Source organism: Streptomyces sp. NPDC000404 (genome assembly GCF_040300365.1).
GTDB lineage: Bacteria > Actinomycetota > Actinomycetes > Streptomycetales > Streptomycetaceae > Streptomyces > Streptomyces ramulosus.
In genome coordinates, this window is the sequence record NZ_JBEPDN010000018.1 from 159778 (window position 1) to 176119 (window position 16342).

12 protein-coding genes are annotated in these 16342 nt (G+C 70.2%); 9 read left to right on the forward strand and 3 right to left on the reverse strand.

Annotated elements, in window-relative coordinates; genetic code table 11:
- Nucleotides 1–34: 34 nt before the first annotated feature.
- Complete coding sequence (eccCa, locus tag ABT345_RS30170; RefSeq protein WP_345079988.1) at nt 35–3991, reverse strand: type VII secretion protein EccCa; 3957 nt, start codon at nt 3989–3991, stop codon at nt 35–37.
- Nucleotides 3992–4267: 276 nt separating this feature from the next.
- Between eccCa and eccD the strand changes: the two genes are divergently transcribed.
- The 6 genes from eccD to ABT345_RS30200 all read left to right on the forward strand — a co-directional run bounded on the left by eccD (nt 4268) and on the right by ABT345_RS30200 (nt 11312).
- On the forward strand, nt 4268–5728 hold the full coding sequence (gene eccD, locus ABT345_RS30175; RefSeq protein WP_345079984.1) for a type VII secretion integral membrane protein EccD: 1461 nt from the start codon (nt 4268–4270) through the stop codon (nt 5726–5728).
- A 154-nt stretch (nt 5729–5882) separates the two neighbouring features.
- A complete protein-coding gene (gene rpsO / locus ABT345_RS30180) occupies nt 5883–6170 on the forward strand; it encodes a 30S ribosomal protein S15 (RefSeq protein ID WP_009714645.1) in 288 nt (95 codons plus the stop codon).
- A gap of 294 nt (nt 6171–6464) precedes the next feature.
- The gene (locus tag ABT345_RS30185; RefSeq protein ID WP_345080362.1) at nt 6465–8681 is read left to right on the forward strand and encodes a polyribonucleotide nucleotidyltransferase; all 2217 of its coding nucleotides are present in this window, start codon (nt 6465–6467) and stop codon (nt 8679–8681) included.
- The gene (locus ABT345_RS30190) at nt 8678–10057 is read left to right on the forward strand and encodes a M16 family metallopeptidase (RefSeq protein ID WP_345079977.1); all 1380 of its coding nucleotides are present in this window, start codon (nt 8678–8680) and stop codon (nt 10055–10057) included. Before ABT345_RS30185 ends, ABT345_RS30190 begins: the two co-directional genes overlap by 4 nt.
- Nucleotides 10058–10092: 35 nt before the next feature.
- Nucleotides 10093–10845 (forward strand): 4-hydroxy-tetrahydrodipicolinate reductase, encoded by a 753-nt coding sequence (gene dapB / locus ABT345_RS30195; protein ID WP_345079974.1) that lies wholly within the window; start codon nt 10093–10095, stop codon nt 10843–10845.
- A gap of 5 nt (nt 10846–10850) precedes the next feature.
- Nucleotides 10851–11312: a tetratricopeptide repeat protein gene (locus ABT345_RS30200; protein WP_345079971.1), complete on the forward strand. Its 462-nt coding sequence runs from the start codon at nt 10851–10853 to the stop codon at nt 11310–11312.
- 93 nt (nt 11313–11405) lie between these two features.
- On the opposite strand, the gene ABT345_RS30205 is transcribed toward ABT345_RS30200, so the two are convergent.
- Together ABT345_RS30205 and ABT345_RS30210 are read right to left on the reverse strand one after the other, a co-directional pair.
- Nucleotides 11406–11957, reverse strand: a complete 552-nt coding sequence (locus ABT345_RS30205; protein ID WP_345079968.1) for an SCO5741 family PH domain-containing membrane protein — start codon at nt 11955–11957, stop codon at nt 11406–11408.
- A 111-nt stretch (nt 11958–12068) separates the two neighbouring features.
- A complete protein-coding gene (locus ABT345_RS30210; RefSeq protein WP_345079965.1) occupies nt 12069–12305 on the reverse strand; it encodes a hypothetical protein in 237 nt (78 codons plus the stop codon).
- A 314-nt stretch (nt 12306–12619) separates the two neighbouring features.
- Between ABT345_RS30210 and thyX the strand changes: the two genes are divergently transcribed.
- From thyX to ABT345_RS30225, 3 genes are all read left to right on the forward strand, one after another.
- Nucleotides 12620–13312, forward strand: coding sequence for an FAD-dependent thymidylate synthase (gene thyX, locus ABT345_RS30215; RefSeq protein ID WP_345080360.1), 693 nt, complete (start codon nt 12620–12622; stop codon nt 13310–13312).
- 194 nt (nt 13313–13506) lie between these two features.
- A complete protein-coding gene (gene dapA / locus ABT345_RS30220) occupies nt 13507–14406 on the forward strand; it encodes a 4-hydroxy-tetrahydrodipicolinate synthase (protein WP_345079962.1) in 900 nt (299 codons plus the stop codon).
- Nucleotides 14407–14518: 112 nt separating this feature from the next.
- Nucleotides 14519–16204, forward strand: a complete 1686-nt coding sequence (locus ABT345_RS30225) for a ribonuclease J (RefSeq protein ID WP_345079959.1) — start codon at nt 14519–14521, stop codon at nt 16202–16204.
- Nucleotides 16205–16342: the final 138 nt, after the last annotated feature.

The following is a 16342-nucleotide window of genomic DNA, read 5'->3' on the forward strand; positions in this document are numbered from 1 at the left end:
ACGCCCCACCGCCGTTGTCGTGCCGATCCGCAGGTCAGCGGCCGCTCGCCGGCAGCCAACCGGTCTGCACCAGCTGTGCGCCGCGCTTGCGCGTGACGAACGTGGCCCGGCCCGGTGTCAGGCTCTGGCCCTTGATGTTGCCCATCAGGGGACCCTCGCCCGGGTCGGCCGAGAGGATCAGGCCCTGTGCGCCCAGCTCCTTCGTCCGCTGCATCACCGGCTCGAACGAGGACCGTCCGGCACCCGAGGAGGTACGCGACAGAATCAGGCGCAGACCCAGGTCACGGGCGAACGGCAGGTACTCCAGGAGCGGCTGCAGCGGGTTGCCGCTGCTCGTCGCCACCAGGTCGTAGTCGTCCACGATCACGAACGCGTCCGGCAGGTCGTACCAGCTGCGGTTGCGCAGCTGCTCCGGCGTGACGTCCGGGCCCGGCATCCGGCGGCCCAGCGAACCGGCCAGCCCGGAGATGACCTCCTCCAGCTGCGGCCCCGCGGCGCAGTACTTGTACAGATGGCTCTCCGGGACCTCGCCGAGCAGCGCGCGGCGGTAGTCGGAGACCACCATCAGGGCCTTCTCGGACGGGTACCGCTCGGCGATCTGCTTGGTCAGCAGGCGCAGCAGCGACGACTTGCCCGACTCGCTCTCGCCGTAGATGACCAGCAGCGGGTCGGTCTCGAAGTCGATGAAGGCGGGCGACAGCGTCGTCTCGTCGACACCGATGGCGATGCCGTGCTCCGGGTAGTCGCTGCCCTTGGGCAGATCCCGGGCGTACAGCATCGTCGGCAGCATCCGCACCTGCGGGGCGGGCTCGCCCTGCCAGTGCTCCTTGACCGTCTCCACCAGATTCGCCATGCCCTCGCTGAGCGACTCCGGATCGCTGACGCCGTCCAGCCGCGGCAGCGCGGACAGGAAGTCCAGCTTCTCCGGCGACAGACCGCGACCCGGCTTGCCCATCGGCACGTTCTCCGCGCGCTTGCGGTCGAACTCCGACTCCATCGCGTCACCGAGCCGCAGCTCGACACGGTTGAGGAGCTGATCGCGCAGGGCCGGACGGATCTCGGTGTAGCGCGAACCCGCGACGATCAGGTGGATACCGAAGCCCAGACCGCGGCCGGCGATGTCCAGGATGACCGGGTCCAGCTGCTCGTAGTCGGTCTTGAACGTCGCCCAGCCGTCGATGACGAGGAAGACGTCGCCCCACTTCTGGTCGGGGAAGGCGCCCGAGGCACGCCGCTGGCGGTAGGTGCCGATGGAGTCGATGTTGTGCTGCCGGAAGAACTCCTCACGCTCGTTGAGGATGCCGACGACCTCGGCGACCGTACGGCGCACCTTCTCGGCGTCCAGACGCGAGGCGACGCCGCCGATGTGCGGCAGCCCCTCCATGGCGAGCATGCCGCCGCCACCGAAGTCGAGGCAGTAGAACTGCACCTCGGCCGGGGTGTGGGTGAGCGCGAACGACGCGATGGCCGAACGGATCAGCGTCGACTTGCCGGACTGCGGACCACCGACGACCAGACCGTGACCGGCACCGGCCGAGAAGTCCAGGTACATCACGTCACGCCGCTGCTCGAACGGCTTGTCCACCAGCGCGACCGGCACCACGAGCTTGCCGAGCGCGCCGTACTCCGGCGCGTGCACGCCCCGTTCGGGGGTGACGGCCAGCGCCGGCAGCAGCTGGTTGACGGTCGGCGCCTCCTCCAGCGGCGGCAGCCACACCTGGTGCGCCGGCGGACCCTGGCCCTGCATCCGGTGGACGATGACGTCCAGCACGGTGTCGGCCAGCGCGTCGTCCTGCTGCGGCGCCTCCGGCTCGATCGGCGTCGGGTCCTCGATGATCTGCTCGGCGACCGGCGCCGCCGTGAACGGCACCGGCAGCCGGTTGGCCCGCCCGCCGCCGCCCCCGCCGCCGGCACCGGGACCGCGGTAGGGACCCGACACGTACGCGGCCTTGAACTGCACCATCGTCTCGGTGTCGTACTTCAGGATGCCGGAGCCGGGCACGTTCGGCAGGTGGTAGGCGTCCGGCACACCGATCGCGGTCCGCGACTCGGCCGCGGAGAACGTCCGCAGACCCAGCCGGTACGACAGGAAGGTGTCCAGACCGCGGAGCTTGCCCTCCTCCAGACGCTGCGAGGCGAGCAGCATGTGCACACCCATCGACCGGCCGATACGGCCGATCTGGATGAACATCTCGATGAAGTCCGGCTTGGCGGCCAGCAGCTCGGAGAACTCATCGATGATCATCACCAGCGACGGCAGCGGGTCCAGCGGGGCACCCGCGGCACGCGCCTTCTCGTAGTCGGTGATGTTCGCGTAGTTGCCCGCCGAGCGCAGCAGCTCCTGACGGCGCTGGAGTTCACCGGTGATCGAGTCGCGCATGCGGTCGATCAGCGAGACGTCCTCACCGAGGTTGGTGATGACCGCCGCGACGTGCGGCATCTCCGACATACCGGTGAAGGTGGCGCCACCCTTGAAGTCCGCGAGGATGAAGTTCAGCGTCTCGGACGAGTGGGTGACCGCCAGCGCCAGCACCAGGGTGCGCAGCACCTCGGACTTACCGGAACCGGTCGCACCGACACACAGACCGTGCGGGCCCATGCCCTCCTGGGAGGCTTCCTTGATGTCGAGCATGACGGGCTGACCGTCCCGGTCGACACCGATCGGCACCCGCAGCCGCTCGTGCAGCGTCCGCGGCCGCCAGGTGCGCTGGACGTCGACGGAGCCGGCGTCGCCGATGTCCATCAGGTCCGTGAAGTCCAGGTTGGACAGCAGCGGTTCCTCGCCGTCCGCACCGGCACCGGCCCGCAGCGGCGCCAGCTGACGCGCCAGCGCCTCCGCCTCCGCCTCCGACAGCGTGTCGCAGACGCCCTCGTACACCGCGCCGTTGGCGGACTCCAGCACCAGCTTGCCCGGCCAGACCTGTACGGCCAGACCGCCGCGGATCTCGTCGAGGTCGCCGGGGACGACCTCGATGATCGTGACGCCCTGGAGGCCCTCCGCACCGGCGATCACCGAGTCGATCGGCACCTCGCCCGCGTCCAGCACGACCACCAGGTGCGGGGTGTCCGTCACCGGCGTGCCCTGCGGGTTGAAGCGGCCGCGGCCCTCCAGCTCGTCCGCCAGCAGCTCCTCGATCTCGCCGAGGTCACCGACGACCAGCCGGCGGGTGCCCGCACCGTCCGTCGTCTTGTCCTGGGCGTGCGGCAGCCACTTCGTCCACTCCCACTCCGCCTGCGCACCCGGCGAGGCGACGACCGCCACCACCAGGTCCTCGGGGGAGTGCAGCGTGCACAGCTGCGCCACCATCGCGCGGGCGGCGCCGTAGACGGTGTCCGGGTCGCCGGAGACCGTCAGGTGGTAGAAGGCGCGCAGCGACACCGCGAGCGGGAGGCTCTCCAAGTGCCCGTGCTTGTCGAGGAATTCCTTCATCGCGTGCGCGGTCAGCGGCTCCAGCTCGTCGACCGGCGCGGTCTCCGGCGCCTTCAGCGGGGTGGCCAGCTGCTGCGGGCCGAGCCCCAGCCGCACCTGCGCGAAGTCCGGGTCGCTCGCCCGGCGCTCCCAGACCCGCTTGCCCTCCGCGACAACCGACCACAGCTGCCCGGGATCGGGGTGCGTGAACAGCTGCGCATCACGCTGCTTACGTGCGGTGCGTCGCACCTCTTTTCGCTTCTGCGAAAGGTACTTGAGGTAATCCTGACGCTCTTGAACCATTTGCCCGGAAGGGCCTTGGCGGGCTTTGACGATCTGTACGATCGCCATTGCCAGAGTGGAAACCACCATCACGCCACCCATGATTTTCATGAATGGCTGGCCGCCCATGAAAAGGAATGCGGCCGAAGAGCCCATACCCATCATGGGCATGAACATCATCAGGATGTTCTCCTGCTCCCCCTCCCGGGGGAGTTCGGGAGGCGCCTCCAGCATCACCTCCTCACCAGGAACTTCAGGTGGTAGCGCGCGGGGCGGGCGCTTGACGATGACAACGCTCACCGAGGCATCAGTCCTTCATGCATCTCGCAGTCTCGGACCGCCCCCGTTGGATTCGACGGTCCCCCGAGCCAAGTCCTTGGCCCGACGCAGGCGTTGATCCTACTGTTTGGAGTCAAGTCTCGGGGGGAGTGGGGCAAGCGCCGAATCGGGCGGTACGCTGACGCCCCGCGAGCGTGCCGCGACGGCGTGAAAAGGCTCCCACGGGGGATCCGTATATGACTCCATATATACGCCACGCACGCGACAAAACACCCAACGGATAGGGGGAACCGCCAGGTGAGCACGACCACAGGTACCGGCTTCTGCCGGGTCACAGTCGCCGCGCCGGACGCACGGATCGATGTGGCACTGCCGGAGGACGTCGCACTCGTCGACATCTACCCGGAGATCCTGCGCCTGTCGGGGCAGTCCCAGGCGGAGGGTGCCCCCACCGGCTACCACCTCGTGCGCCGCGACGGCACCGTGCTCGACGCCGGCCGGTCGCTCGCGCAGCAGCAGATCCTCGACGGCGACCTCCTCCTGCTCAAGCCGTTCGCCGAATCGCTGCCGCTCCCCGTCTTCGACGACGTCTCGGACGCCGTCGCCTCCGCGGTCAAGCAGAACCGCACCCGCTGGAGCGACGACCTCATGCACTACGTCGGCCTCACCGCCGGCGTCCTGCTGCTCACGATGATGGCGTTCGCCCTCTGGTTCTCGAACCCGGTCGACCGCGACATGCACCGGCTGCCCGGCATCATCGCCGGCGTCGTCGGCATCGTGCTGGTCACCGTCTCCGGCGTCCGCGCCCGCGTCTACGACGACCACGGCTCCTCCATCGCGCTCGGCCTGGCGTCGCTGCCGCACCTGCTGATCGCCGGTTCCGGCATCTTCCCCGTCGACGCGGGTGAGGGCCCCGGGCGCCTGCACCTCCTCGTCGGCTGCGTGGTCGTCCTGATCGCCTCCGTGCTGCTGGTCGTGCTGCTGCCGCAGGGCGACGCCCCGTTCGTCGCCGCCGCCTTCCTCTCCGCGATCGGCACCCTCTCGGTCTTCGCCGCGATCCTCACCGACGCCGCCCCCATCGAGGTCGCCGCCGTCACCGCCGCCGTCTCCATCGCGCTCGTCGCCTGGCTGCCCGGCCTCTCCGCCCGCTTCGCCCGCCTGCCCATCGGCTACAAGTCGCCCGACCAGATCGCCAAGGGCTACGACGCCGACGGCGACTCCGAGGCCGTCGACTTCGTCAAGATCGGCAACCAGGCCCGCCGCGGCCACGAACTCCTGCTCGGCCTCGTCGCAGGCTGCTCCGCCCTGGTCGTCGGCTCCGCCGGTGTCGTCCTCGGCTTCTCCGACAACATGTGGGCCCAGCTGATGGCGCTGGCCGCGGGCATCACGATCATGCTCCGCGCCCGGCTCTTCGACTACACCGCGCAGATCGCCTGCATGGTCGTCGCCGGCATCCTCACGATCGTGCTGCTCATCCTGGGCATCTCGCTCCACCCGCCGGTCGACGCCCTCGTCGAGCTGGCCCGCTTCGGCGACGCCGGCCCGCTCAACATCCGCACCGTCTGGTTCTCCGCCAGCATCGCGGGCGGCGCCGCCCTGCTCGTCGGCGTCGGACTGGTCGTCCCCCGCAAGGGCGTCACCCCCTTCTGGGGCCGGATCTTCGACCTCTTCGACAGCCTGGTCCTGCTCTCCCTGGTGCCGCTCTGCCTCGCGGTCCTGGACGTCTACGCCAAGGTGCGCGGCCTGACCGGCAACTGACCGGCGCCCGCACCACGACGACGGCCCCCCGGCCCGCCCGGGGGGCCGTCGCCGTCGGCTGGTACGCTGTGTGACGGTCCGCCGTGAGTCATCAAGATTCCCTGTGAAGCAAATCCAGGGACGCTCCCGGACCGATCACCCCAAGGAGTATCGCGTGTCGCTCGACGCCGCCACGAAGAAGCAGATCATGACCGAGTTCGCCACGAAGGAAGGCGACACCGGCTCCCCCGAGGTCCAGGTGGCCCTGCTCTCCCGCCGCATCTCGGACCTGACCGAGCACCTCAAGACCCACAAGCACGACCACCACTCCCGCCGTGGTCTGCTGCTGCTCGTCGGCCAGCGCCGCCGCCTGCTGCAGTACCTGGCGAAGAAGGACATCACGCGCTTCCGTGCGCTGGTCGAGCGCCTGGGCATCCGCCGCGGCGCGGCGGGCGCCAAGTAAGACGCCGTGAAGGGAGCGGTTCCCACCGGGGGCCGCTCCCTTTGCCGTACGCACCGGACACCGGCGTCGCCGCGAGGCGGCCGGAAGCTTTGTAGTCTGGTGGCACGAGTACAACCGAACGAGGGGGAGCGCCCCCTGGCCGCCGGTCCTCGGTAGTGGCCCCCGGACGTGCGCCGCACGACATCTGCGCGGCCCCGCCCCGGGAGCTTCGATCGAAGACCGGCCCGTACCGGCGCTCCCCGACGAAGGTCCGCCGCCACACGGGCGGCGGACGCTGACGAGGAGATTTTCTTGGTGGAGAACGAGACCCACTACGCCGAAGCCGTCATCGACAACGGCACCTTCGGCACCCGTACCATCCGCTTCGAGACGGGCCGCCTGGCCAAGCAGGCCGCCGGCTCCGCCGTCGCGTACCTGGACGACGACACCATGGTGCTGTCGGCCACGTCCGCGTCGAAGAAGCCCAAGGACCAGCTCGACTTCTTCCCCCTGACGGTCGACGTCGAGGAGCGGATGTACGCGGCCGGCAAGATCCCCGGCTCCTTCTTCCGCCGTGAGGGCCGGCCCTCCGAGGACGCGATCCTCACCTGCCGCCTGATCGACCGGCCGCTGCGCCCCTCCTTCGCGAAGGGCCTGCGCAACGAGATCCAGATCGTCGAGACGATCATGGCGCTCAACCCCGACCACCTCTACGACGTGGTCGCGATCAACGCCGCCTCCTGCTCCACGCAGCTGGCCGGCCTGCCCTTCTCCGGCCCGATCGGCGGCACCCGTGTCGCGCTGATCAACGGCCAGTGGGTCGCCTTCCCGACCCACACCGAGCTGGAGAACGCCGTCTTCGACATGGTCGTCGCCGGCCGTGTGCTGCCCGACGGCGACGTCGCGATCATGATGGTCGAGGCCGAGGCCACCGAGAAGACCGTCCAGCTGGTCAAGGACGGCGCCGAGGCCCCGACCGAAGAGGTCGTCGCCGCCGGTCTGGAGGCCGCCAAGCCCTTCATCAAGGTGCTGTGCAAGGCCCAGGCCGACCTCGCCGCCAAGGCCGCCAAGCCGACCGGCGAGTTCCCCGTCTTCCTCGACTACCAGGACGACGTCCTGGAGGCGCTCACCGCCGCGGTCAAGGACGAGCTGGCCCAGGCGCTGACCATCGCCGGCAAGCAGGAGCGGGAGAACGAGCTCGACCGCGTCAAGGAGATCGCCGCCGAGAAGCTGCTCCCGCAGTTCGAGGGCCGCGAGAAGGAGATCTCCGGTGCCTACCGCGCGCTGACCAAGAAGCTGGTCCGCGAGCGCGTCATCAAGGACAAGGTCCGCATCGACGGCCGCGGCGTCACGGACATCCGTACGCTCGCCGCCGAGGTCGAGGCCATCCCGCGGGTGCACGGCTCCGCGCTGTTCGAGCGTGGCGAGACCCAGATCCTGGGCGTCACCACCCTCAACATGCTCCGCATGGAGCAGCAGCTGGACACCCTCTCCCCGGTGACCCGCAAGCGCTACATGCACAACTACAACTTCCCGCCGTACTCCGTCGGTGAGACCGGCCGCGTGGGCTCGCCCAAGCGCCGCGAGATCGGCCACGGCGCGCTCGCCGAGCGCGCCATCGTGCCGGTCCTGCCGACCCGCGAGGAGTTCCCCTACGCGATCCGCCAGGTCTCCGAGGCGCTGGGCTCCAACGGCTCGACGTCCATGGGCTCGGTCTGCGCCTCCACCATGTCGCTGCTGAACGCCGGCGTGCCCCTCAAGGCCCCGGTCGCCGGTATCGCCATGGGCCTGATCTCCCAGGAGATCGACGGCAAGACCCACTACGTCGCCCTCACCGACATCCTCGGTGCGGAGGACGCCTACGGCGACATGGACTTCAAGGTCGCCGGCACCAAGCAGTTCGTCACCGCCCTGCAGCTCGACACCAAGCTCGACGGCATCCCCGCCTCGGTCCTGGCCGCCGCGCTCAAGCAGGCCCGCGACGCCCGCCTCCACATCCTCGATGTGATGAACGAGGCCATCGACGTCCCGGACGAGATGTCCCCCAACGCCCCGCGGATCATCACCGTCAAGATCCCCGTGGACAAGATCGGTGAGGTCATCGGCCCCAAGGGCAAGATGATCAATCAGATCCAGGAGGACACCGGCGCCGACATCACGATCGAGGACGACGGCACCATCTACATCGGTGCCGCCGACGGCCCGGCCGCCGAGGCCGCCCGCGCCACGATCAACGGCATCGCCAACCCGACCATGCCGGAGGTCGGCGAGCGCTACCTGGGCACCGTCGTGAAGACGACGACCTTCGGCGCGTTCGTCTCCCTGCTGCCGGGCAAGGACGGCCTGCTGCACATCTCGCAGATCCGCAAGCTCGCCGGTGGCAAGCGCGTGGAGAACGTCGAGGACGTGCTCGGCGTCGGCACCAAGGTCCAGGTCGAGATCGCCGAGATCGACCAGCGCGGCAAGCTCTCCCTGATCCCCGTGATCGAGGACGAGGACGGCGACGACAAGAAGGACGACGCCGCCAAGTGACGTCCCGCACGCACCGTGCGACGGCCCGCACCTCTTCGGAGGGGCGGGCCGTCGCCCGTACCCAAACACTTCTCAAGGGCGAGGGCGGCGCGGGCACCGTCCGCCGGACCGTCCTCCCCGGCGGTCTGCGGGTGGTCACCGAGACCCTGCCCACCGTCCGCTCGGTCAGCTTCGGCATCTGGGCGCACGTCGGCTCCCGCGACGAGACCCCGTCGCTCAACGGCGCCACCCACTACCTGGAGCACCTGCTCTTCAAGGGCACCGAGCGGCGCAGCGCACTGGACATCTCCGCGGCCGTCGACGCCGTCGGCGGCGAGATGAACGCCTTCACCGCGAAGGAATACACCTGCTACTACGCGCGGGTCCTCGACACGGACCTGCCGCTCGCCATCGACGTCGTCTGCGACATGCTCACCGGCTCGCTGATCGAGCCCGAGGACGTCGAGGCCGAGCGCGGGGTGATCCTCGAAGAGATCGCGATGACCGAGGACGACCCGGGAGACGGCGTCCACGACCTCTTCGCGCACACGATGCTCGGCGACACCCCGCTGGGCCGCCCCGTCCTCGGCACCCCCGACACCGTCAACGCCCTCACCCCCGCGCGCATCCGCCGCTTCTACAAGAAGCACTACGACCCCACGCACCTCGTCGTCACCGCCGCCGGCAACGTCGACCACGCCAAGGTCGTCCGCCTGGTCCGCCGCGCCTTCGAACGGGCCGGCGCCCTCGACACCGCGGCCGCCACCCCGCTCGCCCCCCGTGCGGGCTCCCGCACGCTGCGTGCCGGGGGCCGCGTCGAGCACCTGAACCGCAAATCCGAGCAGGCCCACGTCATCCTCGGCACCCCGGGCCTGGCCCGCTCCGACGAGCGCCGCTGGGCCCTGGGCGTCCTCAACACCGCCCTCGGCGGCGGGATGAGCTCCCGCCTCTTCCAGGAGGTCCGCGAGAAGCGCGGCCTGGCCTACAGCGTGTACTCGTACACCTCCGGCTATGCCGACTGCGGCCTGTTCGGCGTCTACGCGGGCTGCCGCCCCAACCAGGTGCGCGACGTCCTCGCGATCTGCCGCGACCAGCTCGACCAGGTCGCCGCCGAAGGCCTCACCGACGACGAGATACGCCGGGCGATCGGCCAGCTGCGCGGCTCCACCGTCCTGGGCCTGGAGGACTCCGGCGCCCTGATGCACCGCATCGGCAAGAGCGAGCTGTGCTGGGGCGCCCAGCTCTCCGTCGACGAGATGCTGGAGCGGATAGCCGCCGTCACCCCCGACGAGGTCCGGGAGGTGGCCCGTGATGTCCTGGGCGCGCGGCCCTCGCTGTCCGTCATCGGACCGCTCAAGGACCGGCAGGCCGACCGGCTGCACGAAGCCGTCGCCTGACCCGTTCGCCGTACCACCGAGAGAGAGCTGACACGATGAGCAAGCTGCGCGTGGCCGTGATCGGCGCCAAGGGCCGCATCGGCTCCGAAGCCGTCAAGGCCGTCGAGGCCGCCGAGGACATGGAGCTGGTCGCGGCGCTGGGCCGCGGCGACCGTCTGGAGGCGCTGACCGACGCCGGCGCCCAGGTCGCCGTCGAGCTGACCAACCCGGATGCCGTCATGGGCAACCTCGACTTCTGCGTCCGCCACGGCATCCACGGCGTGGTCGGCACGACCGGCTGGACCGACGAACGCCTCGCGCAGCTGCGCACCGCGCTGGCCGCCTCCCCGGGAACCGGCGTGCTCATCGCGCCGAACTTCTCCGTCGGCGCCGTGCTGACCATGACCTTCGCCCGGCAGGCCGCCAAGTTCTTCGAATCGGCCGAGGTCATCGAGTTGCACCACCCGAACAAGGCGGACGCCCCCTCCGGTACGGCCACCCGCACCGCGCAGCTCGTCGCCGCGGCCCGCGCGGAGGCCGGCTGCGCACCGCAGCCGGACGCCACCAGCACCGCGCTGGACGGCGCCCGCGGCGCCTCGGTCGACGGCGTGCCCGTCCACTCGGTACGGCTGCGCGGGCTCCTCGCCCACCAGGAGGTGCTGTTCGGCGGCGTGGGGGAGACCCTCACCATCCGCCACGACTCGCTGCACCACAGCAGCTTCATGCCGGGCATCCTGCTCGGCGCGCGCCGCGTGGTGTCCACCCCGGGCCTGACGGTGGGCCTGGAACACTTCCTCGACCTGGGCTGAGCATCATGGGCGGAAAGATCACCTACTTCTTCCTCGCGACCGTGCTGGTGCTGGTCTTCGGCGTGGTCGCGATGGAGGGCGTACTGCTCCTGCTGACCGGGGAGCCGGCCGCGATGGGCATGGGCGCCATAGCGTTCGTGCTGCCGGTCATCGGCGCCTGGTTCCTCTGGCACAACACCCGCTTCGCCCGCGACGCCCACCGCCTCGGCCGTGAGCTGGCGGCCGAGGAGGGCCCCGAGGCCGCCGAGGACGAGGCGCCCGCCCGCACCCCGGGCGGCCGCATCGACCGGGACGCCGCCGACGCGGTCTTCGCCCGGCGGCAGGCCGAGGCCGAGGCGGCGCCCGGCGACTGGCGGGCCTGGTTCCGCCTCGCCGTCGCCTACCACGACGCCCGCGACACCCCGCGCGCCCGCAAGGCCATGCAGCGCGCCATCGCCCTGCACGACGGGACGCCGGCCCGCACCTGAGCTCACGCGCACCGCGCGACCGCGGCGGATACGACGACGGCGCCCGGCCGGGAGAACCCTCCCCGGCCGGGCGCCGTCGTCATGCGTCTTCGTCTACCTGCGGTACTCCGCGGCCCACGCCTCCAGGACGTCGGCCGCCCGCTCGAACGCCTCCGGGCGGGAGAGGAAGTCGGCGTCGTGATCGGTCAGCAGCACCCGCGCCGCCCCGGACATCCGCCGGTCGACCAGCGCCTGGCCCTGCACCGTACGGGGCAGCCCCAGCCAGCGCACCGGCTGCTGCACCGTCCGCAGCGCCCCGGTGGCGCCCCACGGCTCGGTGACCGTGGAGAGCAGCCCGACCCGGCGCAGCCCGTGCGCGCTGACCCAGACACCCACCCGCAGCATCCGCAGCGCCAGACCGATGACGACCAGCGCCAGCACCACGCAGGTCACGGCGCCCGCCACCGAACCGGCAAAACCGACGATCATGGCGGAGAGCAGCACGAACGACGCCAGCAGCAGGGCCACGGCCGAGATACCCACCCGCCAGGGGCCGGGGCGGTACGGCCGCCGCCAGCGCTCGGGCGCCTCATGGGGCAGCGGCGGGGCCGCCGCACGGTCGTCGACGTCGAGGTCGCGGTCGGCCGTCAGAAAAGGCAGGGGCACGGCTGATCCTCACTCAGGGCACTGATGGAAGCTGTGATCCGGTGAGGCTATCGGCAGTGCGGGGCCGGAACCACCCGAGCCCTGCGGCAGGGGTGGTTCCGGCCCCGCAGGTCAGCGGTGCGCGGCTTCGGACTGATGCGTGGTGGCGGCGCCCGGCACCTGCTGCAGCGCCGGAATCCCGAACAGCAGGGAGCCGGCCAGGCCCCCCACCACGGTCAGGGTGATCAGCGTGCGGCCCGCCAGCTGGGAGCGCGAGGCGCGTTCCCGGGGCGGGGGAGTGACATTGCTGCGGAACCGGTCTGCCTCGGCGACGAAGGCGAACGGGACGGGCTCACGCCGGCGGAACATCTGGGGCTCTCCTAGGAACCTCGAAGTGGGCACTTTCACAGAGTCAGACGTCTGAGGCGTCCGTTTGGTGCCCGTTTCCAGTAACTTCTGTGAAAAATATCAACGCCCCCGGCCACTCCGGACGCCGGGGTCCCTTTTGCCCGCTAACACCGCATCAGGCGGGATTTCCCGCGCTGTCAGTGGCGGGCCGTAGGCTGGACGCCGCACGGAACGAACGGAAGGAACCACCGGTGTCCCAGACCCCCGCCGCGAGCACGCAGAGCCCTGACGGCCCTGCCGGCTCCGACAGCGATCCCGCCCGCTTCCGGAGCGAGGTGACGGTCGAGCTGGTCAAGCACAGCGCCGCGGACAGCGACGTGCTCTGGGCGGCCCGCGTCTCCACGGCCGGTGAGCAGTCCCTCGAAGAGCTGCAGAAGGACCCGGAGCGCTCCAAGGGTCTGATCAACTACCTGATGCGCGACCGGCACGGCAGCCCGTTCGAGCACAACAGCATGACCTTCTTCATCAGCGCCCCGATCTTCGTCTTCCGCGAGTTCATGCGCCACCGCGTCGGCTGGTCGTACAACGAGGAGTCCGGCCGCTACCGCCGCCTGGAGCCCGTCTTCTACGTCCCCGGCGCCGACCGCAAGCTCGTCCAGCAGGGCCGCCCCGGCAAGTACGAGTTCGTCGAGGGCACCCCCGAGCAGCACGAGCTGACCAGCCGCGCCATGGAGGACTCCTACCGCCAGGCGTACGCCGCCTACCAGGACATGCTGGCCGCCGGTGTCGCCCGCGAGGTCGCCCGCGCGGTCCTGCCCGTCGGCCTCTACTCCTCCATGTACGCCACCTGCAACGCCCGCTCCCTGATGCACTTCCTCGGGCTGCGCACCCAGCACGAGCAGGCGAAGGTGCCGTCCTTCCCGCAGCGCGAGATCGAGATGGTCGGCGAGCAGATGGAGGCCCACTGGGCGCGCCTGATGCCGCTCACGTACGGCGCATTCAACGCCAACGGCCGCATCGCCCCGTAACGCCCCGACCTGCACCGCGGCACCTCCGGGGCCCCGACCCGGGAGGTGTCCGTATTGCAGCATTTTGAGAACTTCATCTACGCTGAAGAAACGGACCCGGCACTGCTTGAACCCCCGAGCAGGCAGTGCCGGAGTCCACATCCTTGGCTCCCCGGCGGCACACCCAGCGGTGAGCTACGAGTAGCGTGGGACCCATGGCTCCGACTTCCACACCGCAGACCCCGTTCGGGCGGGTGCTGACCGCCATGGTCACGCCGTTCACGGCGGATGGCGATCTCGACCTCGACGGCGCGCAGCGGCTCGCCGCCCACCTGGTGGACGCCGGCAACGACGGCCTCGTCGTCAACGGCACCACCGGAGAGTCCCCGACCACCAGCGATGCGGAGAAAGCCCAGCTGGTCCGCGCCGTGGTCGACGCCGTCGGTGACCGCGCCTTCGTGGTGGCCGGAGCCGGAACCAACGACACCCGGCACAGCGTGGAGCTGGCCCGCGCCGCGCGGGACGCCGGCGCCCACGGCCTGCTCGCGGTCACGCCGTACTACAGCAAGCCGCCCCAGGAAGGACTCCTGCGGCACTTCACGGCCATCGCCGACACCACCGACCTGCCGGTGATGCTGTACGACATCCCCGGCCGCAGCGGTGTCCCGATCAACACCGAAACGATTGTCCGGCTGGCGGAGCACCCCCGGATCGTCGCCAACAAGGACGCCAAGGGCGACCTCGGCCGCGCGAGCTGGGCCATCGCCCGCTCCGGCCTCGCCTGGTACAGCGGCGACGACATGCTCAACCTCCCGCTGCTCTCCGTCGGAGCCGTCGGCTTCGTCTCCGTCGTCGGCCATGTCGTCACCCCCGAGCTGCGCTCCCTGCTGGACGCCCACCTCGCCGGTGACGTCGCCAAGGCGACGGAGATCCACCAGAAGCTGCTGCCGGTCTTCACCGGCATGTTCCGCACCCAGGGCGTCATCACCACCAAGGCGGCCCTCGGCCTGCAGGGCCTGCCCGGCGGGCCGCTGCGCCTGCCGCTGGTGGAATTGGCCCCCGAGGAGACGGAGCAGCTGACGCGGGACCTCGCCGCCGGCGGGGTACAACTCTGAGCACAGACTTCACAACTGAAAACGGCCTTTAACCGCCCCACAGCAAGTGCACGAATGTCATGCGCGCCACGTGCCCCGACGGCAGCGTGGCGCGCGTGGTGAGGAGAGTCTTTTGAGTCATCCGCATCCCGAACTCGGCCGTCCCCCGAAGCTCCCCAAGGGCGGCCTGCGGGTCACGCCCCTCGGCGGTCTGGGAGAGATCGGCCGCAACATGACGGTCTTCGAGTACGGAGGCCGGCTGCTGATCGTCGACTGCGGAGTGCTCTTCCCCGAGGAGGAGCAGCCCGGAATCGACCTGATCCTGCCGGACTTCACGTCCATCAGGGACCGGCTCGACGACATCGACGGCATCGTGCTCACGCACGGCCACGAGGACCACATCGGCGGCGTCCCCTACCTCCTGCGCGAGAAGCCGGACATCCCGCTGATCGGCTCCAAGCTGACCCTCGCGCTGATCGAGGCGAAGCTCCAGGAGCACCGCATCCGTCCGTACACCCTGGAGGTCAAGGAAGGCCACCGGGAGCGGATCGGAGCCTTCGACTGCGAGTTCATCGCCGTCAACCACTCCATCCCGGACGCCCTCGCGGTCGCCATCCGCACCCCCGCGGGCATGGCGGTGCACACCGGCGACTTCAAGATGGACCAGCTGCCGCTGGACCGCCGGCTGACCGACCTGCCGGCGTTCGCCCGGCTCGGCGAGGAGGGCATCGACCTGCTCCTCACCGACTCGACCAACGCCGAGGTCCCCGGCTTCGTCCCGCCGGAGCGGGACATCTCCAACGTCCTGCGCACGGTCTTCGCCAATGCGCAGAAGCGCATCATCGTGGCGAGCTTCGCCAGCCACGTCCACCGCATCCAGCAGATCCTCGACGCCGCCCACGAGTACGGCCGTCGGGTCGCCTTCGTCGGCCGCTCGATGGTCCGCAACATGGGCATCGCCCGCGAACTGGGCTACCTCAAGGTCCCCGCGGGCCTGGTCGTCGACGTCAAGACGCTCGACGACCTGCCGGACGACGAGGTCGTGCTGGTCTGCACCGGCTCCCAGGGCGAGCCGATGGCGGCGCTCTCCCGGATGGCCAACCGCGACCACCAGATCCGGATCGTCCCCGGCGACACGGTGATCCTCGCGTCCTCCCTCATCCCGGGCAACGAGAACGCGGTCTACCGCGTGATCAACGGGCTGACCCGCTGGGGCGCGGACGTCGTCCACAAGGGCAACGCCAAGGTCCACGTCTCGGGCCACGCCTCGGCCGGCGAGCTGCTGTACTTCTACAACATCTGCAAGCCGAAGAACCTCATGCCGGTGCACGGCGAATGGCGCCATCTGCGCGCCAACGCCGAGCTGGGCGCGCTGACCGGCGTTCCCAAGGACCGGATCGTGATCGCCGAGGACGGCGTCGTCGTCGACCTGGTCAACGGCGTCGCGAAGATCGTCGGCAAGGTGCAGGCGGGCTATGTGTACGTCGACGGCCTCTCGGTCGGCGATGTCACCGAGACCCACCTCAAGGACCGCCGCATCCTCGGCGACGAGGGCATCATCTCGGTCTTCGTGGTCGTGGACAGCAGCACCGGCAAGATCGTCGGTGGCCCGCACATCCAGGCCCGCGGCTCCGGCATCGACGACTCGGCGTTCTCCGCAGTCATCCCGAAGATCGACGAGGCCCTGGCCCGGTCGGCCCAGGACGGCGTCGTGGAGCCGCACCAGCTCCAGCAGCTGATCCGCCGCACGATCGGCAAGTGGGTGTCGGACAACTACCGTCGCCGCCCGATGATCCTTCCCGTGGTCGTCGAGGTCTGACCGGTACGGCTGCCGACAGGCACGCCCGAGGAGCGGGGCGCCCGGATTTGCATCATCAACTCCCACAGGCCATCCGGAACGATCCATCCTCACCGCCCACTCCCCATACGCAGCCCAACCGCCAACTGACCATGTCGG

Bases quoted from the DNA above. Each gene is read 5' to 3' on its own strand.
- dapB (WP_345079974.1), top strand. From the start codon at position 10,093: ATGAGCAAGCTGCGCGTGGCCGTGATCGGCGCCAAGGGCCGCATCGGC.
- ABT345_RS30200 (WP_345079971.1), top strand. From the start codon at position 10,851: ATGGGCGGAAAGATCACCTACTTCTTCCTCGCGACCGTGCTGGTGCTG.
- ABT345_RS30210 (WP_345079965.1), bottom strand. From the start codon at position 12,305: ATGTTCCGCCGGCGTGAGCCCGTCCCGTTCGCCTTCGTCGCCGAGGCA.
- dapA (WP_345079962.1), top strand. From the start codon at position 13,507: ATGGCTCCGACTTCCACACCGCAGACCCCGTTCGGGCGGGTGCTGACC.